We start from the raw sequence: 25,401 nt of genomic DNA, 5'->3' as shown, positions 1-25,401 counted from the left end.
CGGTCATCCGTAAGCTTATCTATACCACAAATACCGTTGAGGGGTATCACCGTCAGATCCGCAAGGTAACAAAAAACAAGGGCGTGTTCCCATCGGATACAGCCCTTGAGAAACTTGTTTATCTTGCATACCGCAATATACGTAAGAAATGGACCATGCCACTGGCCAATTGGGCTACCATCTCGCAACAACTGGCTATAAAGTTTGGAAACCGGTTTAAATTATTGTAATTTTACGCTCGTCGGGACGGGTGGTCCCGCCCCTTGGCGCAGGCCGTTCCCCGACCGATGAGTTTTCTAGAGATAAATAATGCGTGACACAGTTTATTTTACACTACCTAAAAATATGGCATTTTGAAGTAATTCTTTCCATGGATATTCCACTTCATCATTACAAAGCACCACCATTTTCTCTGAATTATCTCCTAAAAGAGCACCATATTTACCTAAAGTCCCTTTACTGGTAATCTGATGCTTGCAACGAGCTATCAGAAACAAGTCCATATACCCCTTATCAGAACCGTTTATATCAACAATCTTACAATTACCTTCCGTAAGATAAAGTTGCGGAATAAGTTCATCCCTCACCCAATCCGGCTCATCTGAAAAGAAATAGAAGAAAGAAGACATATCCCTATCCTGCATATAAGTCACTGCCGACTTGAAATACTCCAATGAAGCAGGTTTGCCGTAAGCCGGAATTTCTACTTTCAAGTCCCCACGCCTTACGTGAACAGCTACGGAACAAGGACGTGAATCAATCTCTGAATACAGCAATTTATTCTGTGCATCCAGCACCTCGGGCATTACTCTAAAAAGCGACCGGAATACCGGAAGCCAAATATCAGCCGGAACATGATAATAACCACCTAAATAGACCGGAGGCTTCTTTTGTAGAAAAGAGAAGTCATCCTGCCTGCCATAAGTATTATTACCCAAATTAAAATATTTCTTCTTATAGACAGACAAAGCCAGTTTAGAAGCGGACTTCACTTTTAAGTAAGGAAAAGCCTTCAACAAATCGAAGTTACGTACAAACTGGTAATTCATATCTGTTCCCCACTCTTCATAGAAAGACAAATCATAGAGCACTTTATGTCCTCCATTTTCAAAAATTCTACCCAGCAGATATTGGTGCATCTGAGAACAAACTCCGCCATCCATAAGTACTATCACTTGAGGGGCTATCAGTCTATGTTTTACAGCCTTTCTATACAGGCTTTTCTTCCACCTTTCTATGATTTTCATTTCTCTATAATTTATTTTTCCAATTATAATAATACAGTCTCCAATATCCCAACAACGATGATAACCTATAAGTAGTAACTATCTTCTTCTCACGGCGTGACAGTAATTTCCAAAATTCCGGATAATCCCCAAGCCCTATCATCAACCGATTCATTTCTTTATTAACATCCTTTACCTTTTTCCAATGGAGCCGCGCTTGAGTATTCTTTATATGGAACAAAGCTAATTCTCTTGCAAATTCCTCATGCAATCCGTTCCGTTCTATATAGTCATCAAACCAGCGCACATAAACATTGAAATCAAGATATGCTCTCTCTCCCAAATCGTGAGATACCGAAGAGGAATAAACATAATAATCAAGAATCGGAGTATTTATAGAAACAACTTTTCCCGAACGAACTAAAATCTGCGTAGACAAAGCAACATCTTCTCCAAACGAGATGCCGAGCCTTTCAATCCCCTCATCATATAAAGAACGTAAATGAAACTTGGTCCACATAGCCCAATATGCCCTTGAACAGAGGATACATTTTAAATATTCAATCCCGGACATTTGTTCAAACTCCATGCTGTCCGACTCCTTTCTTCCGCCATCTTCACAAAAAAAGAAAGGAGCAACAACAACATCGGCTTGAGTCTCCTCAGCACGGTTCACCAAACATCCTATCGCATTGCTCATCAAAACATCATCACAATCCAAATACTGTATATATTTCCCCCGTGCCCGATTCACACCTATTCTTCTCGCTTCGGATATTCCTCCATTCTGTTTGTTTATAACAATAATACGACAATCCAACTTTACATAATTTTCTATAATGACCGGAGTATTATCCATACTTCCATCATTGACCACGATGATCTCTATATTCTTGTAGGATTGGGACATAGCACTTTGAAGGCATCTCTCTAAATATTTCTCACCATTATAGACACAAATTATAATAGAGACTAAGGGAGAAAGGGTATCGTTCATCATATTTACAATTACATTCTACAAGCCCAACAAAGTACAGAAACTTGATGCAAAGTTATCAATACCATACTTTTCCTCTATTGCAATGGAATCGATGTTTTTGGAGAGCATTTTTCTAACGTTTTCATCCCGCAATATTTCTATCTTTTCTGCTAATTCCGCAATATTTCCTTTCTGGTAAAGGAGCCCATTCACTCCATCCTCAATGCGTTCCGGATTTGCCCCCACATCAGAAAGGATTAATGGCAACCCGCATTTCTGAGCTTCTACAGCAACCCTACCAAAAGTTTCAAAAGTGGAACAAACCAACACAACGTCAGCCAAAGCATAATAAGAAACCACCTGTTGCGTGTAAGAGACAATTTTTACATTGTTATCCAGACCATTATCTTGAATATATTTTTGGCATTTGGGCATAAAGCCAACATCCGGGCCAACCAGATAACAAAGAATATCCTTCCCTTCAGCCACTATTCTCTTTACCGCCTGCAAAAGTTCCATCTGTCCCTTATTAGAGTCAAAAGCGCCGACCAACAAGATAGTATACCGCGTATGTCTATCACATTTCACATCCACTCCAACCGTCATCGGCAATTCTACAGCTTGGGTGATGCTGCTTATTTTTGCGCTTGTCATCACCTTTTGATAATGAAACTCTGCATATCTGGAAGTTACCAATATCTTATTTGATAATTTATCAATCGCTCTAAAGATAAAACGAAATTCAAAAACAGGATTAAGATTCAGCCAAGTCACATCAGGTATCTCATGGATAAACCAACAGTGCTTTATCCCTAACATCTTACATGATATTGCCAAATGAGGAAAAACCACAGTATTTGTCATTCCATAGTCCGGCTTTATCCTTCTCAAGTAACGGGTTAATTTAATGGAATACTTCGATAGTTTACGAATATAAGAAATTCTCTCTCGTGCCGATATCCATGTCCTTACCTACAAGCCACCATTCCATTTGTAAGAACCTATAGCCATCAATATAAGGGGAGCAGGCATCAAGCAAATCTCCCGGACCAGGAAGAACCATATAGAGTTGCCAATCAGGGTGAATATGCTTAAGCCCCCGCAATAGATCCAATAAACATCTTTGTGCTCCTCCGGCACAATCACTAACATGTGATAAAAAAACCAATTTCATAGCAACCACAATTAGCTTACAAGATATTTGTACACATATTTAATACAGTGCTGTAAATGTTTCCATGAATAAGGGTAAGCTAAAAAGTCCTTCAGCACCACCTTCGCCTCAGGATATCCCGCTTTCAATAACTTACGCAAAAAGACACTGAAGGTATATTCTTCCTGCTTCCTCATTTCTTTTTCTCCCAATTCAAATCCCTCTATTTTCATTGGAAGCATCTTATTCCACTTCAATTTGTGCATTTTAATCGTATCTTGATACCAACTTTGATTAAAATTCCCTTGTGAAGAATGCTCTATCAAGACCTCAGAAGAACAACATACATAATTTTTATAACAACGATCCGCAGCTATTTGCAATGTAAAATCCAAGTCATAACAATGGAAACCCGTCAACAATTCCTCATCAAAAGGATATTTAGCCCATACATCCTTACGCACAAACATGGCAAAGCCATCCAATACCAGCACTTCCTTAAAAGGATGCTCCATAGTAACCGATGCTACACGAAATTGGGTTTCAGTTCCAACGCTCTGATAATAGAATATAACATCCCACTTATACACATCTCCCCATCCCGAATAGCATTTCAATTTCACCTTACTACCGGCAAAACCTATCACCCCACAATCCGGTTCCTTAAGTTTCTTCTCAATGCACTTTCCCCAGCCTACCGAATGAAACTTTACATCCTCATGGACAAAAAACAGAAAGGGATAATGTGCCCGAGAAGCTCCCTCATTATACGCACGCGCTATCGGCCATTGTTTTTCACGATTATCAATAGCAATGATTTCATAATCAACACCAATAGTATCATGAATATTCCGGGTTACTTGCTCCAAACGTTCGGGAGATACCGAACAAATTATGATTGAAAGCATAATCTGATGCTATTAGTTTGTATTATTTTGCAATATCTCATCATAAACAGCCAGTCTTCTCTCCAACATTTCCTGAGGATTATAAAGTTCACGCAAACGCTTCAATGCTTGCGTCGCCAGCCTGACTTGCAATTTTTTATCCGCTTCCAAACGAATGACTGCTGCTGCAAAATCAGTTGCGCTATCAGCAATCAAACACTCTTCATTGTGACGTAGGTCAATTCCCTCAACTCCTTTTGTCGTAGTTACAAAAGAAGCCATAGAGGAAACCGCATCCAATATTTTCATCCTCATACCACTACCAATACGAATTGGCACCAGAACGATACTCCCATTCAAGTATTCCCGCAAATCCTCCACATAACCCACTAACTCCATTTCCGGACATACTGCCTGAAGACTTTTCACGTAACGGCTCTTCCATGTCCCAATCACTTGAAAAACAAATTTAAAACCCTGAACACGCAAACAAGGGGCTACTTCATGACAAAACCAATCTACTGCATCCTGGTTCGGGTAATGATTTTCACTTCCAACAAATGTCAGACGAACAGAGGCCGACTTCACAATTCTGTCATAAGCAGACTCTATCTGTACCACTGCCGGAGAAACATAAATATTGCATTCTTGTCCAACCAAGTCTGCCAACAATAAACGGTCAATATCCGTCAATGCAATTACATGCTTATATTGACGTAAAGCGGCTTTCTCCATATCCTTAGCAATGCCATAGAGCATCTTGTCTTCATCTGTTACATGAGTAAGGCATTCCATTTCATTTTCATTACGTATATACCTCAGTTCATGATGCACAAACACTGTTTGTACATCTTTTGGCAATAGATACCCCAATGTTATCAATGGATAGAACTCAACCTGAATAATATCAAATCCACGACGTGAGATGTCAGACACATACTCTACGTATGCCTTGGGAAAAGGTTTAAAACAAGAATTCTTCAACGTCATATTCTTATACGGACGCTCTTGCTGAAAAGAATACAGTTGCCGTTGCATCTTGCGGGAAATGGATTCAGACATCTTTTTTAACCAACGGTAATATCGGGGGCAACGAGTCTTAGGTTCTGCATCTTCTTCCCTAAAAAGATAGAAATCAACATTTGTCCATAAAGCCCTTAAACTTTCGACATCATTCATCTCCTTATTTTCCGGAGAAAGCAACAAAGACACAGACATTTTGTGCCGGATATATTCCACCATATTGAAAAAGGCCTGATTACCTCCAGCAGTCAACGGATAAGGCACACAAGGAAGTATAAAAAGAATTTTCTTCATTATCTCTTTCGATTTCTAAGTTTCAACTTACACATGCGGAATGCCACACTTAATGATACAGAAGGGCAAATATACCATAAACTACGACAAATACCCATAAGATCATGTAATTTATAACGATCTTGCAAACTATAATGCAATATCGTATGGGCATATTTCTTTATCGCATGCTGTAGTTTTCTATCTTGAAGTCTGTCCGAGTAAAAAACTGAAACCCATTTTATAAATTGCCTTGTAGCTACTATCTTCTCTTCATCATAATTGAAGGAACAACTTATATTCTCGCCCATCACATTTCGCCAACAAACCGGCTTACCCGGCAAAGGAATCATTCCACCTGCATTTTCACCTATGCTTGTCCACGTTGCATCGTCTGAACACCACGCCAATGGAAACTTCACAAAACCGCCTATCCGTTCATATATATCACGAGTAAAAACATATTCACAAGCAGCCGAATAAATTCTTCCTTCCAATTTATCCAACAAAAACTGATAGCCCGAAACCGGATATTCCTGCAATGAAGGATTTTTATGTATTATCTTGCCATTTTCATCTATCACAGCAAGGGGAAAACGGAACATCCCATGCCTCGTACCATAGCATTCTAATGCTTTTATAATACGCTCTACCCCGTCCTGCGGCATCAAATCATCATCTGAAAAGAACCAAACAACCGGTTCTTTTGCAAGTGCTATACAACGGTCCCAATGCCCCGGCAAATCCACTCCACCCAGATTAGTATCAAAACGTCGATAGACAATATTCATTTTATCCGCATAATCAGAAACAATTTCCTTCAGATTCTGAGGACTTGCATCATCACCTATGTAAACAGTAAAACTCCGACAAGTCTGTACGACAATAGAATCCAATGTCTGTCGGAGGAAGCGGCACTTATATGCCGGAATAACAATTGCTATCTTTTCTTCCATAGAAATCATCCCTCTACAACATTCTTTTTTATCACTTCCAGATAACGTTTTCCATAATGTAAATCCGGTTCCAGATAGTTCCCTTCAGCCCACTCATTCCATGATTTTACAAATGCAAGCCGATGGTCTAAAGGCTTATTCTCAATACGCTTTATCGCTTCTTTCATATGTCGGGCAAAATAAGAAGGTTCAGCGTGATTCAAGACCAACGATTTACCACGGGAACGTGGAGAATGATCCCAGTTAGGAATAATGGTAGGTATAATATTCTCTTCATATTCTTCATCACCCACAAAGAAAGAACTGGCCTTCTTATACTCCACAACCTTAGGAATACGAAATATTTTATGTTTCCATTTCGCATATTTATAAGTCAGAGCAGCTTTCTTCTCAAAGTCAAACAAGCGTACAACATTAATAGCATCAAACCCCATTTTCATAAGTCTCTCTTTTTCTTCTTTCAAATGATAGGTTTGTCCTATGAAATAAACCCCCTTCAAGCCATTCTGCACAGCTAAAGTACGCCAGAGTTCAATGAACTCTTTCATCTCCGGATGATCCAAAGGATGATAAACCATAAACAACGGTTTCTCATCCACTGTAATATAGCGATGGTCTTTAAAAGCAGGTAATACCTCGTGGAAATGAGCTATATAATCTTGTTCTCCCGGATAAAGCTGATTTATCAAAGTATCTTTGCTCTTTATGCCGTGATAAAAGCCCCTCCATGACTCATTAGCCCAAGCCAGACAAAAAGGAAAATCCGGTTCATCAGAAGACAATACTTCATTAAACGGGCGCTCTAAGAGTCTCTTTCCATTTCCAAACCAATAATGCCAGTAACAAAAGCCTTCGATACCATATTCTTTTGCCATGTCAGCTTGCGCCTTACGTGTTTCCGGCACTCGCAAATCATAATATCCCAAATCTGCCGGCACCTTAGGCTGATAATGTCCTGGAAACAATGGACGTGCCTTTCCTACATTAGTCCATTCCGTAAAACCTTTCATCCACCATCTGTCGTTTTCTGGTATTGGATGAAATTGAGGTAGATAAAAAGCTATAACCCTTGCTTTATTCATTATTGAGATTCAATTAAAGTTATAATGTTTGGAATTTATACCGTTTAGATTTGAAGAATGTCCTCACTAAACGGTAAATACATCTATAAACCTTTAGATGACAATACATCATACGGCGCTTAAATATATGCATAACATCCAATTGCGGCCACGACACATTATCAAACTCCTGCATTCTGGCTAATACATCATTGATAACATCATCTATCAAAGAAGATTGAGGAAGCATCATCAAATGGTCAATCAAATGAATTCCCCGTTCATGTACACAATAAGGAGCTTTATCCCATATTTCTTTTTCTCGCACAAATTTCACTTGTTCATAGACAGTTTGAAAGAGCAGATATTCCTTTTCGTAATTATACAATTTACCTTGAGTAGTACTTCCTTCACGTTTCAAATAATGATATTTAGGACAGTCTTGCATAACGACTTTCTGCGTTTTATAAAATATCTGATAAGAAACTGCAATATCTTCAAAAACTCTATTTACCGGAAAATATATTCCAGCAAATAATTGACGCTTATACAATTTATCCCACATATAATTTCTTATACGCTTATCTTCTACCAATGTTCGGATAGCTTCTTCACGAGAAAAGCTGGAGAATTGCCCAGAAGAGTGCTTCACTCTGGTCTTTACGGCAGTTTCTATATAATGCGAGCAAATGGATATATCCGCCCCATTCTCTTTCAGTAAGTGATACAAGAATTCGTACATATCCGGTTCAATCCAGTCGTCGCTATCCACGAAACCAAGGAGTTCACCTTGAGCTACCGCCAAACCTCTATTCCTGGCTGCACTCTGACCTGCATTCGTCTGGTGGATAACCTTTATCCGCCCATCCCTTTGGGCAAATAAATTACAAAGCTCTCCCGAACCATCGGAAGAGCCGTCGTCAATCAATATTATTTCCAGATTCTTATAAGTCTGCCCGCAAATGGATTGCAGGCATTTCTCCAAGTAATTCTTTACATTATAGACCGGTACAATAATACTTATCAGAGGTAGTGTCTCAGTGTTCTCCATAAGCTATGACAATTACCACAACCGCAAAGTGGCCATCAACGGATAGCCCACCCGCCATCGCAATTTAAACTTACGCACCAGATTCCAGGGCTTGGTTCTGGTCTTACCTTGAAAATACCAGATGTAGTTGTTTACGGCATCCAGTACCCGTGAAGAGGACTCACCGTCCAGATGCGCCTCATGCTTGTGCACGTAGGCACGCATCTGCTCCATCAGTTCTGCCGGACGGGAAATGGCCTTTTCTATCGCTCCTTCCACAGCATCCGTCTCGGTGACATTCAGCAAATGGGGTCCCGGCATGGTATTGCAATAAGTCACCACCGGTTTGTCCAACATCATCGCCTCAACAATCACAGACGAAGCATCGGACAACAGCACATCCGCACTGTTCAGCAGCTTGGCATCAACAAGTCCACCCTCGTGGAAAGTAATATTGGGGCAGGAAGCGGCCAGTTCCTTGTATTTCTTGAGGACTTCCATATCCGAGAATTTCGGATGGAACGAAATAATCCAATCCCAGTTCTTCTCGCGCACCAGTCTCTTGATGGTATCAAACAGATGAGGAGCAGAAGTTATATTTTTTGTAAACGTAGAAGAGTACAAAACTACCGGACGTGCATTATGAGGAGTATGTGCACGTTCCTTCACGAAAGTATCCGCCTTGCACCAGCCAGTTTCGTATACCTTAAAGAAGCCGTATTTCCTCTCAAGCTCCTTGAAAGGAAGAGTGCTCGTTTCTCCTTGCGTGCAATAGACATCGAACCATCCGCGGACAGAAAAATGGTCGTCCTTTTCATCGCCACGCTTATTGATGGGGTAGCCATGAAAAAGGGAAACTTTCACTCCCGGGAAGAAATCATAAATATAGTTGCCCGGCGCAAACACGGCAATAGGCTGATAATCCATCACTTCCTGAACAGATTGAAGCCACCTCTCATCTTGATCCAACAGAACCGGGCAGTCTGGTTCAACAAACCATGCGACCTCATCCCCTCTACGCCTGATTTCGTCCTGAAGCGGGCGAAGTATAGGATAGGAATAGGCTACCGAAACGAAAAATAAATAATGCTTCTTCATACACTCAAAATATCACGGCAACGACACAATCGTCACCTCAAATTACCAATAGAACAATAAAATCCAGCCCTTAGTTTGTAACAGTTTTGCTTTCTTTGCTTTAAACGTCTGCAAAGTAAATACAAGAATTCTGCATATACTGCATCAATCCAGAAAAAAAAATGACTTTTATCAACTTTTCTCCAAAAGTTGCTGTTTATGAAGCTTTTTCTTCTCTAAAATATCTATCTTTGCACCCCAATATTTTAAAAATACTATTTTATGAGAAGAAATCTTTTTCATTGCTCCAACAGCCAACAAGGGGCAACAGATAAAGTGACTCTTTTGTTCGGAATCACCATTTTTTTCAAATTCCTGCTATTCGATTTCATCTGGAGCATACCCACCACATTCGCTTCATTCTCTACCATCGAATTTTATGCGACCAAAATAATAGCCACCCTCGTACTTCTCGTCCCCTATAAGTTCTTCCGGCTCTGGAAAACAGAGATAGTCATCATGCTTTTGCTGGATATACTACTGATTGTCAACCTGATGTATTTCCGCACCTACTATACTGCCATCCCACTTAACAGCTATGGACTTTCTGGAAACCTCGCCGATTTCACCGGAAGCGTTTACGACTCCTTCCGCTGGTACGACATCTTCTTCCCTCTATCTACCATTGCCAGTATCCCCCTTTATTGGCATTACAAAAGAAATACCGCCGGAAGAACATCATACAAGTATTACGGAGGAGCTTTGGGAATCGGTATCCTGCTGTTTGCCATCACCACCCTGGCCAAAGGAGGATTCAAGGAAGCATACAACACCGTCCGCCAGAAAGCCTATCTGTGTGCAAGCACCACTTCCATGTATACCGTCTTCGGAAGCCTATGCTATGACCTCATCAACCAGAAGCAGGAGGCCACCCCACAGATACAGCAAGAGATAAAGGAGTGGCTGAGCCAGAAACCCGGACATCACCCTTTGACCGGACGTATCGGAATCCGCAACAACTGCATCGTCATCCTGGCAGAATCTTTGGAAAGCTGGGTACTCGAAAGGGAAGTGGAAAGGCAAGAGATTACTCCATATCTCAACAAACTGCTGCAAGACTCCACCACCTTATACGCTCCCCACGTACTGACGCAAGTGAAAGGAGGACGTTCCATTGATGCACAGCTGTTGCTTTGCGCCGGTATGCTGCCTATCAACAGCGGCACATACAGCAGCCAATATCCTGACCACACCTACGGAACCCTGCAAAAAGCCATGCATCAGCAGAAGAACTCGCGCAACTACCTCCTGACCATTGATAAAGTATCGACCTGGAACCAAGGCGTCATAGCCTACAGTTTCGGGACCGACACCATCATTGCTTATCATGACTTTGAACTGACAGAGGCCTTTGGCACGCACAAACGTACCGGAGACGGCTCCTTCCTGGCGCAATGCCGCCAAAAAATAGAGAAGGGGGAAATCTGGAAGAAGGGGGAGAATGTTTACATGCAGCTGGTGACCTACTCCGGCCATGCTCCCTTCAAATTGCCTGAAGAATTGAAAGAGATTCATTTCTCTCCGGCCATTCCACAGAAAATGAATGACTATATGACCACCGCACGCTATACGGACAAGGCGATAGGAAAATTCGTGGAGTACTTGAAAACACTCCCACAATACGACGAGACCCTTATCGTCATCACCGGTGACCACGAAGGACTGGCTACCTACCGTGAAGAATTGTGTAACGCCCCCGGTGGCAAGGGTATCGTATCCGACAAGACATTCACCCCTTTCATCATAGTAAACTCTCCGGTAGGCATGCGTTATGACAAAGTGATGGGACAAATCGACATGTACCCCACCCTGCTGAACCTGCTCCAACTGGATGATTACTACTGGAGCGGATTGGGCCAAAGCATCCTCGACCCATGCAAGAAAGGATTCGCCATCAGCCCCCAAATGGAGGTGGTAGGTGAAGAGCCCACCCCGGCAGAAGCCGAGTTCGCTAAAAAAGCATACGATATTTCCGACCAGATGATACATTTTGATTATCTTTGCTCAAAAGCGAAGATAGGCGGCACCTCAAAATAAAAAATGAACAAGTTCATTTTGTTCTGCTTTCGGTTTGCACTATCTTTGCACCGTTCAAAAGAAGTAAAATGTAAATAAAAGCAATGAAGGTACATATTCATCCGCACTATGCCGCCTACGAGAGTTATATCCGAGCCATCCCATCGGAAGAATATGAACGGGAAGAGGTTTATTGTAACCGAAGGAACACAGTCGAAAGAGTGCGGTTCGGAGACAAGGACTTCGTAATCAAGAAATACAAAAGACCTGCCCTCATAAACTGCCTCATTTACACTTGGTTCCGCAAAAGCAAAGCGCAGCGCGCCTTTGAATATGCAGAACTTTTTCTGCAACGGGGAATAGAGACCGCCCCTCCGGTAGCTTATATAGAAATCAAAAAGAATGGTTTCTTCCACACCGGATACTTTATTTCCGAATACCTCCCCTACCCGCTTGTTACGGATATGTTCGGTACGGAAATGGAGGAAGAAGAGAAAAAACGGCTAAGACATGACCTCGTAGACTTCACTCTCCAATTACATCTGAACAAGGTCTTGCCACTGGACTATAATCCCAAGAATATATTTTACCGGAAGACAAACGGCAAATATCACTTCGCCCTCATTGACATCAACCGCCTGAAGCTCGGTAAAGTACCCGGTATCAGAATGTCCATGAATGCCTTCAGCCAACTGGGTATTCCCGCCGATGACTTCATGAAAATAATACCTCTATATGCCGAGCAAAGAGGATTCGATATTGAAGAATGCATATTCTTCACTCTCTTCAGCAGACTGAAATGGAGAAAGCAAAGACAATTTAAAAATTTCGTCAAAAGCAAGCTTCATTTCTGAAATGTCGTATCTTTGTACCAACGAGATTAGAAAATTATGCAAGATTATATCACCCAGTCCATCCAAGAAGGTATCAGGCTCAAAGAAAATATCCTGAACAACCGGCAAATGCTTGCCGACATCGAAACCGTCGGCAATCTGATAGTACAAGCCCTTCGACAAGGGCACAAAGTCTTGCTTTGCGGTAACGGCGGCAGTGCAGCCGATGCCCAGCATATCGCCGCCGAACTCGTCGGACGTTTCGTGACCGAACGGGAAGGCCTGCCCGCCATCGCCATGACAACCGACACTTCCATCCTGACCGCAGTCAGCAATGATTATGGCTTCGACCGCGTCTTCGAACGGCAGACAGCAGCCTTGGGAACGAAAGGTGATATTCTGATAGGCCTTTCTACCAGCGGCAACTCTCCCAACGTAGAGCATGCCTTGCAGAAGGCACAATCTATGGGCATCACCACCATAGGGCTCCTGGGAAGGGATGGAGGAAGGTGCAAGGAACTTTGCAATTACCCGTTGATTATACAGCACGCCGAATCTGCCAGGATTCAAGAAGTGCACATTACCATCGGACATATCTTGTGCGGCATCGTTGACAATAAACTGTTCTCCCATGAATAAAGCGATTTTCCTTGATCGGGACGGTACCATCAATGTTGATTTCGGCTACGTTTACAAGACCCAAGAGCTTGAATTATTGCCCGGTGTAGCCGAAGCACTCCGCATTTTTCAGGAATTGGGTTATCTGCTGATTGTCATCACGAACCAATCCGGTATTGGACGTGGCTACTTTACACTGGAGGACGCCGAACAGTTCAACCGGGCACTCGCCCAAGAGCTGGAAAAACATGGAGTTATACTGAACGATTTCTATACTTGCCCTCACGCTCCGGAAGAACATTGCGAATGCCGTAAGCCTTCTCCTTTCATGGTGACGGAAGCGATGAAGAAATATGAAATCGACCCATCCCAATCCTATATGTTCGGAGATAAGAAATCGGATACGGAATGCGGCGAACGAAGCGGTGTCAAGTCTTTCCGGGTCACAGAGGAACATCCGCTTATATACTGGGCAAACCAATTAAAAAACAACCTATTATGAACGCAGAATTAAACAGTATAAAGGGAAAGAAGGTGCTTGTCATCGGAGACGTGATGCTGGATACTTACCACATAGGGGACGTGAAAAGGATTTCTCCCGAAGCCCCCGTACCAGTGGTCCGTGTCACCCGTACCTACAATGTATTGGGAGGAGCGGCCAATGTGGCAAGAAATCTGTTGGGACTGGGTTGTTCGCCGTATGTCGTCAGCCTGCTCGGCAACGACCACAACGGAAACACAATGCAGGAGATGTTCGCTGATTTGGGCATCAGAAACGAACTGTTTTATACAGAACACCCCACCATCACCAAAACCCGCGTAATAGGCAACAGCCAGCAAGTAGTACGGCTGGACTTTGAAACAGAAAATGAATGCCTGAACGAAGAGATTGAGCAGAAACTGCTGGATGCCGTGAAGCGTGCACTCCCCGAAGTGGACATTGTCGTGATTTCGGATTATGGCAAGGGAGTATGCAATGATACAGTATGCCAGCAGGTTATATCCGCCTCTGCCGGGCAAGGGAAGAAGGTCATTATAGACCCCAAAGGGACAAATTGGGAGAAATACCGTTCCGCAACCATCATCACCCCCAACCTGAAAGAGCTTTCGGCTGTTTCGGGAGTGGATGTGAAAAATGAGGATAAAGAAATCCATAGCGCAGCAGACCGGATACTGAAGGAGTATAACCTTACTTCTCTATTAGTGACACGTTCCGAAAAAGGTATGTCATATATAGCTCCGGAAGCCTCACAAGACATTCCTACCGAAGCAAGGGAAGTATATGACGTTTCAGGTGCAGGCGATACTGTCGTGGCAACTTTAGCAGCTGCGCTAGCAGCCGGTATCCCTATTGCAGATGCCATTTATCTTGCCAATAAAGCGGCCGGCATTGTAGTCGGGAAAATAGGCACCAGCCCCATTCTGTTCAAAGAATTGCAGGACGAGCTACAAATCGGGAAACCGGCCAGCAAACTTATTCCTATTTCCCAACTTGCAGATACTATAAAACAACTGCGTGCGCAGGAGCGCAAAATCATATTCACAAACGGCTGCTTCGACATTCTGCACAAAGGACACGTGTGCTATCTGGAAAAGGCCAAAAGACTGGGGGACGTACTTATCGTAGGATTGAATTCGGACAGCTCAGTAAAACGTCTGAAAGGGGAATCGCGCCCTATCAATGATGAAAACGCCCGCTCCACAGTCCTGGCAGCCTTGGAAGCAGTGGACTACGTAGTGATTTTTACGGAAGATACCCCTCTGAATCTCATCAAAACAGTTGCACCGGACGTGTTGGTAAAAGGTGGCGACTATGCCATAGAAAACATTGTAGGCAGGGAGTACGCCCAAGAAACAGTAACTATCCCTTTCGTAGACGGTTATTCCACTACAAAGACTATAGGCGCCATCAACCAAGAGAAGCAATAATCTTTTCAGCGACTTGTTGGGGGGTAATATCCACCATACACTTCTGATAAACAGCCAGCTTGCATTTACCCCGTCCGTCTTTGGTGCACGGACGGCAAGGCAGGGCTGTTTCGAGTATTTCCACCGTAGGTCCCGTAGGGAAACCGAAGGCCGTAGGTCCCATCAAGGCAAAAGCAGGAACACGGAACAAATCAGCGGCATGCATAAAACCCGTATCAGCGCTGATTACCAGATTGGAACGCAACACTATGTAAGAAGACTCCATCAATGAGGTTTGTCCCGCAAGGTTAACTACCCGTTCCGGTGCAGCACTTCTGATTTCCTCACAGAAAGTATCCTTCGGACCAGCCAGAATAACAAATTTATACTCAGGAAGAAGGGCAACCAATTCTTTCCAATAGGAAACGGGCCAGCGTTTCATTTCCCAGTTGGCAGACGGCACCAGCGTAATCATATCTTTGGTTACAAAGTTCTCATACTTGCTACGTATTTCATCCGGGAAATGCCAGTCGTGATAGTTGTCCGGAAAATGCGTAATTCCCCATTTCTTCAATGGTTTCTGAAAAGACACCATCCCCCTGAAAGGCTTGTCGAAATGGTTGATTCCCAGTTTGAACAACAAAAAGCGTTTGCCTCTCTCTTTGCTCCGCAGAGCAACGTAAGGTTTCACAAAAGGCAATGGAGACACTATCAGCTTCAATATGTTGGAACGGATATTACTATGAGCGTCATAAATGTAGTCGAAATGCTCTTTTCTCAAATCAGCCGCCATCTTCAACAATCCGGCAAGTCCGGTCTCCTTGTCAAACGCCCAGATTTTATCAATCCTGCCATCCATCGACAAGGTCCCCACCATATCTTTCCGGGTAATCCAATGAATTTCCACATCTGCAAACCGTTCACGTATTCCACCGATAATTCCCATACACTGGATAATATCCCCTATCGAACTGAAACGGATAATTAAGAATTTGGTCATAACAAATTTATTAGAATTGCTGATTCGGCACAAAAGTAAGCGTTAACAACGAAAAAACAAACCAGACTACTCAAAATCTGAAAACAGAGCAACTCTTTATTACAAAAAGAATATGATAATTAAAGGATAAATTCAATTGGAAGTTCTCATTTATTTATATAAGTTTGCATCATATTTCATACAATGCACCTACTGAATAAAAAACGAAATCAATGGAGTACAAACTATTGTATGCCCTAAGAAGCGGGAAGAACATCAAACTTATCTATTATATAAAGAATATGCTCGGTATGCTGATACCCAATATATTCTTTCAGATGCAGCTTCGTCATAAGTTGGCATCTTTATCCGACAGAAAAGATAAAGACTACATTTTATACCGAGTAAACTACTATAACAAACTTTTACCGGGTGCAATATTGCCCGAATCGGTACCTGCACTCGCAGAACATAAACTAAAAGGGCACAAAGTCTATATCTATGATACCCGCTGCTATACCCGCTGGTTTTCCCAACAACTACGGTTGAACCTATGTGCCGGTGATGTGGATTTCGTCCCACCAATCCCATCCATTTCAAAAAGCCGTCTTATAACTGAAAACAACGGAAACGGGGTTATTATGAAACTCAACAAGATAAGGCATTTTATTTTTGTCCGTGACAAGAAAAAATTTACAGAGAAAAAAGATATGGCTGTCTTTCGCGGAAAAGTAACAGACAAAGAGCAGCGAATCAAATTCATGAAAATGTATTTTGGCCATCCCATGTGCGATTTGGGAGATATCAGCCGGGATACTATCAATCCTACGTGGTGCATTGGAAAATTGACCATTAAAGAACAATTGGAATACAAATTTATTCTAGCCATAGAAGGCTATGATGTTGCCAGCAATCTAAAATGGGTAATGTCTTCCAACTCTATTGCCGTAATGCCCCGTCCTACTTGTGAAACTTGGTTCATGGAAGGCACATTAATTCCTAACTATCACTACATTGAAATCAAACCGGACTTCTCTGATTTGGAAGAAAGACTGCAATATTACATGGCTCATACTGATGAAGCTCAAGCAATAATCGAACATGCACATGAGTATATAGAGCAATTCAAGAATAAAAAACGGGAACAATTGATATCCCTTCTTGTATTGGAAAAGTACTTCAAGATGACCGGACAACTCTAATCATTGATAGCATTATTACATCATTGACTTTCAGTTACACCGGTAATCAGGCTCCATATTCTCTGTAGGGCTTATCTAAATCCAGATAGTGGAAATTATGCTGTCTCTGCCCGCTTTGTTTCGGTATAACCATGTAGTCTCCATATTTTCTGGTCAGATAGGTATCATAATCTTGTACTCCCCACACAGTTTCGTCCTCAAACGAAACGGGAGTCGGAGTTCCCAGCTCTGCCTTGGGCATGATGCCGCGCATACCGTCATCATAATCACAAACTAAAGAAGACTTGTCAAAGTCATAGGTGGTCATCACATTTCTGATACTCCTCTGTACGCCGGCAGTAGTAAAAAGTCTCCGGCACAGCAGCGGCAACCATGAGCCGGGACCTTTCCCATGCTTATAAGGGTCGCGGTAGATAAAATAGAGCACCCGCTTGTAAAAGTCATACCGGGCAAAATGAATCCTCTGTTTCAGGTTGCTTTGCGGTACACCGTCCAATGGAAATACGTCCAAGTAGATACCTCCCAAGTATTTCAAATGCATACGCTCGATAAGAGTCGTATCCGCATCTTGTATCTTGGCAAAAGGTAATGGATAATTCGGATCATTTTCTGCGCAGACAGCCTCATAAGGCTTGGGAAGCCATTCCTTGGAATGAGACATCAACAAATCATAATCAGCCCTCGGCATACCGATATCCAAATCATCGTCCCAAGGGATAAATCCCTTATGACGGACTGCACCAAGCATAGTACCGGCCATTATATAATAGCGCAAACCATGTTCTTTACAAACTTTATCCACAGCAAGCAATATCTTCAAAATACGAAGCTGCAAAGGACGTATATCATAATCTGCCATAAAAATCAGCCCATTAATTAATAAAGTTGTGAAGGAATCAACCGCTGTGCTTGTTCAAAGTCATTCACCGTATCAAGCTCCACAGAAAAATATTCGGTAGTGTCAAGCGCATAGAAAGAGTGTCCTTGTGGTATGAGACGCTCAAAAGCACGTTCATAGAAGATATTATCCAAACCTTCTTTGGTAATCATAACCTCCAATTCCCGGAAAAGCGCTTCTGTATAAGCGGCAGACATCTTCTCGATGCCAATAGACTCGCCAATAGCTCGGGATATGGAGCACGTCTTACTGATTTCCAACACCTTGCCATCATTGTCCGCTATTACCTTGATTTCCTCTTCCCCCAATGTATGATGGTTCAGAGCCAACGCATCCGCTTGACCATATCCAAGCAACTTGGCTACAATCTGCGGGTCAAAAAGGATATCGCTGTCCAGCAACAGAATGTCCTCTTTATCTACATAAGGCCGTGTAAGCCATAAAGAGTAGATATTATTGGTAGAAGCATATTTCTCATTATAGATAAACGTAACCTCCAATGCCGGATAATGAGCTTCCAGAAAGTTCACAATCTGCTGCTGTCTATAACCGGTGACAATGACAAACTCCCGAAAGCCATTCTGCAGCAATGCATCAAAGGCTCTTTGCAGCAAACAACGCTCTCCAACTTTCAACAGACATTTTGGAGTGGTATCAGTCAACGGACGCAAACGCGAAGCTATCCCTGCAGCCAATATAACCGCTTTCATTGTAATGCAATTTTTTTAATGGTGTCAATGACAATACGGTTCTGTTCAGGACGCCCCAAGGTAATACGCAAATGGGTATTGATGTCTGGTTCATTCATGAACTTCACCTTATAATCCTCGTCGGCAAAAGCTTTCTGTAAGCGTTCTTTCAAGACAATCGGATATTTTATAAGGACAAAGTTCGCCACCGACTCATATACCTTGAAACCAGGCAACGTCCCTATCTCCGCTTCAAAGCAGGCGCGACTCTCATTCATCAGCCGTGCTATATTCCGGTAATGCGCATCCGATTTCAGTGCGGCAATAGCAATATCCTCAGAGATACGGTTATAACCCAGATATTTGTTGCTGTATTTGCCAAAGTTGGCCAACTCCTTACTCATAAACCCAAAACCCATGCGCAATCCGGGCAATCCGTAGAACTTGGAAAGCGTGCGTGAAATAATCAGGTTGGGATATTTATCAACCAGCATCTTAATATAGTCCGTATCAGTAGATACGAAAGAGGCATAGGCTTCGTCCACCAAAACGATGGTTGTTACGGGCAACTCAGCCAACAAAGCGTCCAATTCTGCAGGGGTCAGACCGTTACCGGTGGGATTATTGGGCGAAGCGATTAATAAGACCTTGGGATTCTCACGCTGTACCATCTCTTTCATGGCAGCGAAATCATATTTAAAGGTATTGCCATCCTCATACAATGGATACTGCAACGTATGCCCGTCCACTTCATCAGCAATGGATTTATAGTACCACCACGAGAATTTAGGAATGAGCATCGTCTTGTTCCCATCCTCTTGGGTCAGGAAATAGTGGACTGCTTGTTTCAATATATCTTCTCCACCATAACCCAACAGCACCTGCGGCTCATCGATTCCGTAAGTCTCGGACAGATAAACGGACAGAATGCTCTTCTTGCCTTCGTCGTAGATACGGGTATAGAAACAGAGTTTGTTTATATCAAAATTCTTCAGAGCCTCCACCACCTCTTGCGAAGGTGCGTAGTTAAACTCATTGCGGTCCAAATAATTCATATCTTAGGTTTCTTTTGTTAATACTTTCCGATAACACTCCATCGTCTCACGCGCCATCTGCTCCTCCGTGAAACGCTGTGCCCACTTCAGCCCCTCCTCAATCATGGTGGCACGCAAAGAAGGCTCTTGTGTACGGGCAATCGCTGCCGCCAATCCCTCCACATCATGGGGACGCACATACAATGAATGCTCCCCCCCCGCTTCTTCAAGACAAGAGCCGGTTGCTGCTACCACCGGAATGCCGGAATGCAAAGCCTCAAGAATAGGGATGCCAAAACCTTCGTAAACGGATGGGTATACAAAAGTCTCGGCCGACTGATAAATGGCAGGTAAATCGTCCGAAGGGATACCATGCAGAAAATGTACTCTGTCTTGCAATCCGGCTTTTGTCATAAACTCTTTCAGCTGATGGATATAGGCTGTGGGTCTCCCTACCAGAACAAAATGCAGTTCATCGGGCAGATACTCCAAAGCCTTCACAATGGCCAGCGCATTTTTACGCTCCTCAATGGTGCCCACCGACAAGATATAGCGTTCGGGCAACCGATAACTCCGCATCACCTCCTTGCGCTTATCCTTACCGACACGACAGGCATACAGAGAACTACACCCTTGGTAAATAACGGAAATTTTATCCGCAGGAATTCCATAATAATGTATGATGTCACGCTTGGTACACTCACTCACAGCAATGATGTGGTCTGCATGCTTGCATGCATAGCGGCATTTGTAGTTATAAATCAAGCGGTCGACCAACGAAAAACAATGTGAAAGTCTCAGGAAAATAAGGTCGTGAACAGTCACCACACTCTTTACTTCCCGTACCCGATGGATGGTCAAGGGAAGTTCGTTACTCAGTCCGTGGAACAGCTGTATGTTGTCCCGTTTCAAAGTCCTGCGTATGCCTCCCACACGCCACAACGAAGTCATTCCTCTCCAGAGCCAATAAGATGGATAATGTACCGATACCGTTCCCCGGCTTTCAGCCACCATCGACGAGAGTTGCTGATTTTCACGGTGTACCGGAGCATACAACCAATACTCGTTTTCCGGAGCAAAGGCTGACAATGACTGCACCACATACCGGCTGTAATTGCCCAATCCCGTAAAATTCTGCACAGCCCGTTTTCCGTCGTATCCTATTCTCATCTCTAAAAAGTTTCAGCTGCAAATGTACAAGATAATCCTCATATAGCAGTCTATTTCGCTTTCCTTTTTTGACAAAAACACAAATTCACCTATAAAACATAAAATAAAGATGAGCAATCACTTGCTGTCTGTTACAAAAACCAAGTACGGAATCGGGCACATCCCCATTGCCCAATCCGTACTAGCTCATTGTTTTATCCTTCAAACACCTTATCTCCTTCCCGAAAACTACTTTATTCATCATCGGCCCACTGTTATGAACCAATTCAACCACACTAGTGAGCTGTTTAGTTCACTCAAGTGAACATCACGGCTCACTAACGTGGGCTGCTGAAGAATCCAAAAGTAAAACGAAAGAATGAAAAGGATGCAACAGAAGAAAGAAGGATGCGGAACGGAAGAAAACACGGGTGAGAGCAAAATTTACCCTCACCCTTTTCGATTGCTCTCACCCACCCCTGCAATGCCGATGAATAGGGAAGTTGAAGAAAAGAGTGAGAGCGGTGAGGGCAGAAATGCAAACTTAAAAACGGAAAGAGCCAAATTATTTTCCGGGCATTACTTAGCCACTTTGACGGATTAGTCGTATCTTCGCACGATGGAAAATCGTCGAAAAGAACAGCAGCATTATGAGAGTCATTGTTGACAACAAAATACCTTTCATTAAAGAAGCCATCGAAAAAATAGCCGACAGCGTGATTTATACTCCCGGCAGAGACTTCACTCCGGAGTTGGTAAAAGATGCCGATGCACTGATTATACGTACCCGCACCCGCTGCAACAAGGAATTGCTGGAAGGCAGTAAAGTCCGCTTCATTGCTACCGCCACCATAGGCTTCGACCATATAGATACGGAATATTGCCGTGAAGCAGGCATCGCTTGGACCAATGCCCCCGGATGCAATTCAGCATCCGTAGCTCAATACGTGCAATCAGCCTTACTATTATTGCAACAACTCAAAGGAGTACAACTGTCCGAATTGACATTAGGCATCATCGGCGTAGGCAATGTGGGTAGCAAAATAGCCCAAGTAGGGCAAGAACTAGGCATGCGTGTCCTGAAGAATGACCTGCCCCGGCAAGACAAGGAAGGAGAGAGCGATTTCAGTTCCTTGCAAGCACTCGCAGCAGAATGTGATATCCTCACCTTCCACGTACCTTTATACAAGGAAGGGCCATACAAAACATTCCATTTGGCAGACCATACTTTCTTCCGGTCATTAAAACGCTATCCCGTCATTATCAATACCTCACGTGGAGAGGTGATTGAAACCAATGCGCTCCTGAATGCCTTAGAAGACGGACTGATTTCCGATGCCATCATTGATGTATGGGAGAATGAGCCTGATATCAATCTTACCTTATTAAATAGAGTGTTCCTTGGAACTCCCCATATAGCCGGTTATTCAGCCGACGGAAAAGCCAATGCCACCCGTATGTCCCTGGATGCCCTTTGCCGTTTCTTTCACATCAAAGCCGACTACCGCATCGCTCCCCCCCAACCCCGGAACCCGATTATTACCGCCGGCAGCCTGGCAGAAGCATATCTGCAAATGTATGACCCGAGAAGGGACAGCGAAGCACTGAAAACACATCCCGAACAATTTGAAAAATTGCGGGGAGACTACCCGCTACGAAGAGAAAAAGAAGCTTACACTTATATCCCAAAGTAGCACATACATTTAGAGATACAGCCCGATAATACAAAAGACGTCACTATATAAGCTCCTCACGCCTTTATTATCAATGCCGAATCAGAGGAAACTATAGGCAAAACATTACAATATCAATGCAAAAAATACAGTTAGGGAAATCACTCAGTGAAGGATTTATTTTTTATGCAATTTCAACTCTGACGATTGCCATACAGTTTCTGTTTTATCTGATTCACAGTCCCCGGCTCGCCATGATGGACGTGGGAGGCTGGATGTTTTATATAACGGCCGCTTGCTCACATGCCGCCTTGTGGGCACTTATTCCTTATATCGTAGCCTTAATCGTAGCCATTACCGTCCGGCGCCATCAAGCCGGCGCCATCACACACATTATTCTTGTATCATTACTCAATATACTTGCTTACATAGACGGCAGTGTGTACAGTCTTTACAAGTTCCATATCAATGGTTTTGTACTGAATCTCCTGGTTGGAGAGGGCAACAGTGAGATTTTCACATTCAGCTTCTGGCTTTATCTGAAGATTGCAGGAGTATTAGTGGGTATATTTGCCGCCAATACTTTGCTAAGAATACTTGCAGGCCATTGTTATACCCGCTTTCACCGCTGTGGCTTCCGTCCTGTACTTGCCACTCTGATTTTGTTTGCACTATTCTCTAACTTTTATCATGCCTATGCCGCCGTAGTGCAAAAGACTTCAGTGATTCGCAGCGCCCCCTGCCTGCCCTATTACTTCCCGCTTACGGCAACTCGCCTGATGATGAAGTTAGGAGTGGTCTCATCCAAGGATGTCATTAAAATGAACTTCAACAACAAAAAGCAGTCTGCTGACCTCAACTATCCGATAGATTCTTTGAAATACGAAGTCCATTCCAACCCCAAGAATGTAGTGCTGATAGCCATAGACTCATGGAACTACCGCGCCTTTAACCAGGACATTACACCTCATATCAACCACTTTGCCGACAGTTGCAGCAGATTCACCTCCCATCTAAGCAGCAGCAATGGCACACGTGGAAGTATCTTCGGGCTTTTCTTCAGTCTCTCATCCATCTACTGGACTGATTTTGAGGTATCGGGCATACAGCCCCTGCTCATAGAAGAACTATTGAAGCAGAATTATCAGATAGGTATTTATCCCAGTGCTACAATCGTCAACCCGCCATTTGCCAAAATACTTTTCTCAAAGGTACCCGACTTGCGTACCCATACCGAAGGAAAAACCGTTTATGACCGCGACTGCCGTATTACAGCAGATTATCTGCAAGCACTCGATACGCTGGGCAGCGGTACAAAACCTTTCTTTTCCTTTCTCTTCTATGATTTGGCACACGGATATGAAGTGCCGAAGGACAAGCTTTATCGTTTCCAACCGTCCTGGGAGTTCGCCGACTATATGAAACTGAACAACGACATAGACCCTACTCCTTTCCTGAACCTCTACTACAACTGCGTGGCGGAAGCCGACTCACTGGTGGGATGCGTCCTCCACAAACTTGAGGAAAAGAAACTGCTAGACAATACCCTGGTCATCATTACCGGAGACCATGGACAAGAATTCAATGAGAATCATAAAAATTATTGGGGTCACGGCAGCAATTATTCACCGGTACAAACACATATCCCCTTCCTATTATATGAACCGGGAGAACAGCCACATACCTACCATCACCGTACCACACACTATGATTTTGCACCAACCCTAATGAATAAAGTGCTGGGTGTAACCAATCCACCTTCCGATTACAGTATGGGGCATTTAATAACCGATACTTGTCCACGGAACTGGCATATCGTGGGCGACAATCTCAATTATGCCTTTATCGTAGAAAATCATACTATTCTGGAAAAACACCCTTCCGGATATATAGAAATCAGCGACAGTGCATTGAATCCCCTGGAAAACTACAAGATAGACAACCGTAAGCTGAACGAGGCCATCCTCTCCCTTAACCGATTCTATAAATAACTGGGAGAGAGGCCTTCCACCAACTCCTCTATCACCTTCGGATAGTATTCATACTCCAGCCGGTGGATGCGTTGCGCCAGCTCCTCCGGCGTATCGCCCGGCAATACGGGGCATTTCTGCTGGCAGATAATGCCGCCTTCGTCATAATGCTCATTCGTATAATGGATGGTAATACCGCTTTCCTTTTCGCCGGAAGCAATCACTGCCTCGTGCACACGGTCGCCGTACATTCCCTTTCCACCGAACTTGGGCAGCAACGAAGGATGTATATTTATCATTTTATTGGGATAAGCATGCAGAATATTGTCCGGCACACGTGCCAGGAATCCTGCCAATACCACAAAATCAATATCATGCTCTCGAAGCGTCGACAAAACAAGCTCTCCACTTTCCCAATCGCTCTTGGCAAACCAGACACAAGGCACTCCCAGCCCCTTGGCACGCTCTAAAACAAACGCATTCTGCCGGTTAGTCAAAACCAGAGCCACACGTGCCGAACCTTTTTCCCGGAAATAACGGATGATATTCTCGGCATTCGTACCACTTCCCGACGCTAAAACTGCGATATTTTTTCCCATAATCCCTCCAATTACTGCACAAAACCGTGAAAAATGTGCAAAAAGGTGCATTTAATTCATCAAATATTTGCGAGGAATGATAAATATTCATTCCTTTGCACCGCAAAT

General features: G+C 43.3%; 26 protein-coding genes. 10 read left to right on the top strand and 16 right to left on the bottom strand.

What is annotated here, in order from left to right:
- The coding region (locus CSD97_RS02850) for a transposase (protein WP_143272406.1) at nucleotides 1-230 on the top strand (230 nt) is incomplete at its 5' end.
- A 93-nt stretch (nucleotides 231-323) separates the two neighbouring features.
- Here the strand turns inward: CSD97_RS02850 and CSD97_RS02845 are convergent.
- The 10 genes from CSD97_RS02845 to CSD97_RS02805 all read right to left on the bottom strand — a co-directional run bounded on the left by CSD97_RS02845 (nucleotide 324) and on the right by CSD97_RS02805 (nucleotide 9,686).
- Nucleotides 324-1,247, bottom strand: a complete 924-nt coding sequence (locus CSD97_RS02845) for an alpha-1,2-fucosyltransferase (RefSeq protein WP_098031939.1) — start codon at nucleotides 1,245-1,247, stop codon at nucleotides 324-326.
- Between the two features lie 4 nt (nucleotides 1,248-1,251).
- Nucleotides 1,252-2,226: a glycosyltransferase family 2 protein gene (locus CSD97_RS02840; RefSeq protein WP_057097439.1), complete on the bottom strand. Its 975-nt coding sequence runs from the start codon at nucleotides 2,224-2,226 to the stop codon at nucleotides 1,252-1,254.
- A 15-nt stretch (nucleotides 2,227-2,241) separates the two neighbouring features.
- Nucleotides 2,242-3,069: a glycosyltransferase gene (locus CSD97_RS02835; protein WP_244284010.1), complete on the bottom strand. Its 828-nt coding sequence runs from the start codon at nucleotides 3,067-3,069 to the stop codon at nucleotides 2,242-2,244.
- A 61-nt stretch (nucleotides 3,070-3,130) separates the two neighbouring features.
- Nucleotides 3,131-3,379 (bottom strand): hypothetical protein, encoded by a 249-nt coding sequence (locus CSD97_RS19005; protein ID WP_229075252.1) that lies wholly within the window; start codon nucleotides 3,377-3,379, stop codon nucleotides 3,131-3,133.
- 11 nt (nucleotides 3,380-3,390) lie between these two features.
- On the bottom strand, nucleotides 3,391-4,266 hold the full coding sequence (locus tag CSD97_RS02830) for a glycosyltransferase (RefSeq protein ID WP_005825931.1): 876 nt from the start codon (nucleotides 4,264-4,266) through the stop codon (nucleotides 3,391-3,393).
- Between the two features lie 12 nt (nucleotides 4,267-4,278).
- Nucleotides 4,279-5,562, bottom strand: coding sequence for a glycosyltransferase family 4 protein (locus CSD97_RS02825; protein WP_022401850.1), 1,284 nt, complete (start codon nucleotides 5,560-5,562; stop codon nucleotides 4,279-4,281).
- Nucleotides 5,562-6,506: a glycosyltransferase family 2 protein gene (locus CSD97_RS02820; RefSeq protein ID WP_005825937.1), complete on the bottom strand. Its 945-nt coding sequence runs from the start codon at nucleotides 6,504-6,506 to the stop codon at nucleotides 5,562-5,564. Before CSD97_RS02820 ends, CSD97_RS02825 begins: the two co-directional genes overlap by 1 nt.
- On the bottom strand, nucleotides 6,503-7,579 hold the full coding sequence (locus CSD97_RS02815) for a glycoside hydrolase family 99-like domain-containing protein (RefSeq protein WP_005825939.1): 1,077 nt from the start codon (nucleotides 7,577-7,579) through the stop codon (nucleotides 6,503-6,505). The genes CSD97_RS02820 and CSD97_RS02815 overlap by 4 nt, the downstream gene beginning before the upstream one ends.
- Before the next feature lie 19 nt (nucleotides 7,580-7,598).
- Entirely contained in the window at nucleotides 7,599-8,609 is a 1,011-nt protein-coding gene (locus CSD97_RS02810) for a glycosyltransferase (protein ID WP_022401851.1), read from the bottom strand.
- Between the two features lie 12 nt (nucleotides 8,610-8,621).
- Nucleotides 8,622-9,686 (bottom strand): CDP-glycerol glycerophosphotransferase family protein, encoded by a 1,065-nt coding sequence (locus CSD97_RS02805; protein WP_057097437.1) that lies wholly within the window; start codon nucleotides 9,684-9,686, stop codon nucleotides 8,622-8,624.
- A gap of 261 nt (nucleotides 9,687-9,947) precedes the next feature.
- Between CSD97_RS02805 and CSD97_RS02800 the strand changes: the two genes are divergently transcribed.
- The 5 genes from CSD97_RS02800 (at nucleotide 9,948) to hldE (ending at nucleotide 15,121) form a co-directional block, all read left to right on the top strand.
- On the top strand, nucleotides 9,948-11,762 hold the full coding sequence (locus CSD97_RS02800) for an LTA synthase family protein (protein WP_098031938.1): 1,815 nt from the start codon (nucleotides 9,948-9,950) through the stop codon (nucleotides 11,760-11,762).
- 83 nt (nucleotides 11,763-11,845) lie between these two features.
- On the top strand, nucleotides 11,846-12,595 hold the full coding sequence (locus CSD97_RS02795; protein ID WP_005825949.1) for a lipopolysaccharide kinase InaA family protein: 750 nt from the start codon (nucleotides 11,846-11,848) through the stop codon (nucleotides 12,593-12,595).
- Between the two features lie 36 nt (nucleotides 12,596-12,631).
- Nucleotides 12,632-13,213, top strand: a complete 582-nt coding sequence (gmhA, locus tag CSD97_RS02790) for a D-sedoheptulose 7-phosphate isomerase (RefSeq protein ID WP_008662056.1) — start codon at nucleotides 12,632-12,634, stop codon at nucleotides 13,211-13,213.
- The gene (locus CSD97_RS02785) at nucleotides 13,206-13,694 is read left to right on the top strand and encodes an HAD family hydrolase (RefSeq protein ID WP_098031937.1); all 489 of its coding nucleotides are present in this window, start codon (nucleotides 13,206-13,208) and stop codon (nucleotides 13,692-13,694) included. Before gmhA ends, CSD97_RS02785 begins: the two co-directional genes overlap by 8 nt.
- Nucleotides 13,691-15,121, top strand: coding sequence for a bifunctional D-glycero-beta-D-manno-heptose-7-phosphate kinase/D-glycero-beta-D-manno-heptose 1-phosphate adenylyltransferase HldE (hldE, locus tag CSD97_RS02780; RefSeq protein WP_098031936.1), 1,431 nt, complete (start codon nucleotides 13,691-13,693; stop codon nucleotides 15,119-15,121). The genes CSD97_RS02785 and hldE overlap by 4 nt, the downstream gene beginning before the upstream one ends.
- On the opposite strand, the gene CSD97_RS02775 is transcribed toward hldE, so the two are convergent.
- Nucleotides 15,102-16,100, bottom strand: coding sequence for a glycosyltransferase family 9 protein (locus CSD97_RS02775; protein ID WP_005833792.1), 999 nt, complete (start codon nucleotides 16,098-16,100; stop codon nucleotides 15,102-15,104). The two genes, hldE and CSD97_RS02775, sit on opposite strands and share 20 nt — an antisense overlap.
- Nucleotides 16,101-16,312: 212 nt before the next feature.
- Between CSD97_RS02775 and CSD97_RS02770 the strand changes: the two genes are divergently transcribed.
- Nucleotides 16,313-17,281, top strand: coding sequence for a glycosyl transferase family 90 (locus CSD97_RS02770; RefSeq protein ID WP_057097429.1), 969 nt, complete (start codon nucleotides 16,313-16,315; stop codon nucleotides 17,279-17,281).
- Nucleotides 17,282-17,327: 46 nt separating this feature from the next.
- Here the strand turns inward: CSD97_RS02770 and CSD97_RS02765 are convergent, their stop codons facing one another.
- The 4 genes from CSD97_RS02765 to CSD97_RS02750 are packed head-to-tail and all read right to left on the bottom strand — an operon-like array spanning nucleotide 17,328 to nucleotide 21,072.
- Nucleotides 17,328-18,140, bottom strand: coding sequence for a LicD family protein (locus CSD97_RS02765; protein ID WP_098031935.1), 813 nt, complete (start codon nucleotides 18,138-18,140; stop codon nucleotides 17,328-17,330).
- Nucleotides 18,141-18,157: 17 nt separating this feature from the next.
- Complete coding sequence (locus tag CSD97_RS02760) at nucleotides 18,158-18,889, bottom strand: phosphocholine cytidylyltransferase family protein (protein WP_005825963.1); 732 nt, start codon at nucleotides 18,887-18,889, stop codon at nucleotides 18,158-18,160.
- Complete coding sequence (locus tag CSD97_RS02755) at nucleotides 18,886-19,923, bottom strand: histidinol-phosphate transaminase (RefSeq protein ID WP_022401857.1); 1,038 nt, start codon at nucleotides 19,921-19,923, stop codon at nucleotides 18,886-18,888. Before CSD97_RS02755 ends, CSD97_RS02760 begins: the two co-directional genes overlap by 4 nt.
- Before the next feature lie 3 nt (nucleotides 19,924-19,926).
- Nucleotides 19,927-21,072 carry a glycosyltransferase family 1 protein gene (locus tag CSD97_RS02750; protein WP_098031934.1) on the bottom strand — a complete coding sequence of 382 codons (1,146 nt, stop codon included), beginning with the start codon at nucleotides 21,070-21,072 and terminating at the stop codon, nucleotides 19,927-19,929.
- Between the two features lie 367 nt (nucleotides 21,073-21,439).
- Here CSD97_RS02750 and CSD97_RS02740 point away from each other — a divergent pair, with 367 nt between their 5' ends.
- The 3 genes from CSD97_RS02740 (at nucleotide 21,440) to CSD97_RS02730 (ending at nucleotide 24,715) form a co-directional block, all read left to right on the top strand.
- Nucleotides 21,440-21,655: a hypothetical protein gene (locus CSD97_RS02740; RefSeq protein WP_117866436.1), complete on the top strand. Its 216-nt coding sequence runs from the start codon at nucleotides 21,440-21,442 to the stop codon at nucleotides 21,653-21,655.
- 46 nt (nucleotides 21,656-21,701) lie between these two features.
- Entirely contained in the window at nucleotides 21,702-22,745 is a 1,044-nt protein-coding gene (gene pdxB, locus CSD97_RS02735) for a 4-phosphoerythronate dehydrogenase PdxB (protein WP_098031932.1), read from the top strand.
- 116 nt (nucleotides 22,746-22,861) lie between these two features.
- Entirely contained in the window at nucleotides 22,862-24,715 is a 1,854-nt protein-coding gene (locus tag CSD97_RS02730; protein WP_057087391.1) for a sulfatase-like hydrolase/transferase, read from the top strand.
- On the opposite strand, the gene purN is transcribed toward CSD97_RS02730, so the two are convergent.
- On the bottom strand, nucleotides 24,706-25,293 hold the full coding sequence (purN, locus tag CSD97_RS02725; protein ID WP_016272085.1) for a phosphoribosylglycinamide formyltransferase: 588 nt from the start codon (nucleotides 25,291-25,293) through the stop codon (nucleotides 24,706-24,708). The two genes, CSD97_RS02730 and purN, sit on opposite strands and share 10 nt — an antisense overlap.
- Between the last annotated feature and the right edge of the window lie 108 nt (nucleotides 25,294-25,401).

It is taken from the genome of Bacteroides sp. AR29 (assembly GCF_900217715.1).
GTDB classification, from domain to species: domain Bacteria; phylum Bacteroidota; class Bacteroidia; order Bacteroidales; family Bacteroidaceae; genus Bacteroides; species Bacteroides uniformis.
Note: the sequence above shows the minus strand (reverse complement) of the source record. Positions and strands in the feature narration are given on the sequence as shown.

Excerpts from the sequence above, each read along its gene's own strand:
- gmhA (WP_008662056.1), top strand. The coding sequence starts at position 12,632 with ATGCAAGATTATATCACCCAGTCCATCCAAGAAGGTATCAGGCTCAAA.
- CSD97_RS02730 (WP_057087391.1), top strand. The coding sequence starts at position 22,862 with ATGCAAAAAATACAGTTAGGGAAATCACTCAGTGAAGGATTTATTTTT.
- CSD97_RS02765 (WP_098031935.1), bottom strand. The coding sequence starts at position 18,140 with ATGGCAGATTATGATATACGTCCTTTGCAGCTTCGTATTTTGAAGATA.
- CSD97_RS02820 (WP_005825937.1), bottom strand. The coding sequence starts at position 6,506 with ATGATTTCTATGGAAGAAAAGATAGCAATTGTTATTCCGGCATATAAG.
- hldE (WP_098031936.1), top strand. The coding sequence starts at position 13,691 with ATGAACGCAGAATTAAACAGTATAAAGGGAAAGAAGGTGCTTGTCATC.
- CSD97_RS02810 (WP_022401851.1), bottom strand. The coding sequence starts at position 8,609 with ATGGAGAACACTGAGACACTACCTCTGATAAGTATTATTGTACCGGTC.
- pdxB (WP_098031932.1), top strand. The coding sequence starts at position 21,702 with ATGAGAGTCATTGTTGACAACAAAATACCTTTCATTAAAGAAGCCATC.
- CSD97_RS02750 (WP_098031934.1), bottom strand. The coding sequence starts at position 21,072 with ATGAGAATAGGATACGACGGAAAACGGGCTGTGCAGAATTTTACGGGA.
- CSD97_RS02785 (WP_098031937.1), top strand. The coding sequence starts at position 13,206 with ATGAATAAAGCGATTTTCCTTGATCGGGACGGTACCATCAATGTTGAT.
- CSD97_RS19005 (WP_229075252.1), bottom strand. The coding sequence starts at position 3,379 with ATGAAATTGGTTTTTTTATCACATGTTAGTGATTGTGCCGGAGGAGCA.
- CSD97_RS02805 (WP_057097437.1), bottom strand. The coding sequence starts at position 9,686 with ATGAAGAAGCATTATTTATTTTTCGTTTCGGTAGCCTATTCCTATCCT.
- CSD97_RS02800 (WP_098031938.1), top strand. The coding sequence starts at position 9,948 with ATGAGAAGAAATCTTTTTCATTGCTCCAACAGCCAACAAGGGGCAACA.
- CSD97_RS02795 (WP_005825949.1), top strand. The coding sequence starts at position 11,846 with ATGAAGGTACATATTCATCCGCACTATGCCGCCTACGAGAGTTATATC.
- CSD97_RS02755 (WP_022401857.1), bottom strand. The coding sequence starts at position 19,923 with ATGAATTATTTGGACCGCAATGAGTTTAACTACGCACCTTCGCAAGAG.
- purN (WP_016272085.1), bottom strand. The coding sequence starts at position 25,293 with ATGGGAAAAAATATCGCAGTTTTAGCGTCGGGAAGTGGTACGAATGCC.
- CSD97_RS02845 (WP_098031939.1), bottom strand. The coding sequence starts at position 1,247 with ATGAAAATCATAGAAAGGTGGAAGAAAAGCCTGTATAGAAAGGCTGTA.
- CSD97_RS02840 (WP_057097439.1), bottom strand. The coding sequence starts at position 2,226 with ATGATGAACGATACCCTTTCTCCCTTAGTCTCTATTATAATTTGTGTC.
- CSD97_RS02830 (WP_005825931.1), bottom strand. The coding sequence starts at position 4,266 with ATGCTTTCAATCATAATTTGTTCGGTATCTCCCGAACGTTTGGAGCAA.
- CSD97_RS02815 (WP_005825939.1), bottom strand. The coding sequence starts at position 7,579 with ATGAATAAAGCAAGGGTTATAGCTTTTTATCTACCTCAATTTCATCCA.
- CSD97_RS02770 (WP_057097429.1), top strand. The coding sequence starts at position 16,313 with ATGGAGTACAAACTATTGTATGCCCTAAGAAGCGGGAAGAACATCAAA.
- CSD97_RS02775 (WP_005833792.1), bottom strand. The coding sequence starts at position 16,100 with ATGACCAAATTCTTAATTATCCGTTTCAGTTCGATAGGGGATATTATC.
- CSD97_RS02740 (WP_117866436.1), top strand. The coding sequence starts at position 21,440 with ATGCAACAGAAGAAAGAAGGATGCGGAACGGAAGAAAACACGGGTGAG.
- CSD97_RS02825 (WP_022401850.1), bottom strand. The coding sequence starts at position 5,562 with ATGAAGAAAATTCTTTTTATACTTCCTTGTGTGCCTTATCCGTTGACT.
- CSD97_RS02760 (WP_005825963.1), bottom strand. The coding sequence starts at position 18,889 with ATGAAAGCGGTTATATTGGCTGCAGGGATAGCTTCGCGTTTGCGTCCG.
- CSD97_RS02835 (WP_244284010.1), bottom strand. The coding sequence starts at position 3,069 with ATGACAAATACTGTGGTTTTTCCTCATTTGGCAATATCATGTAAGATG.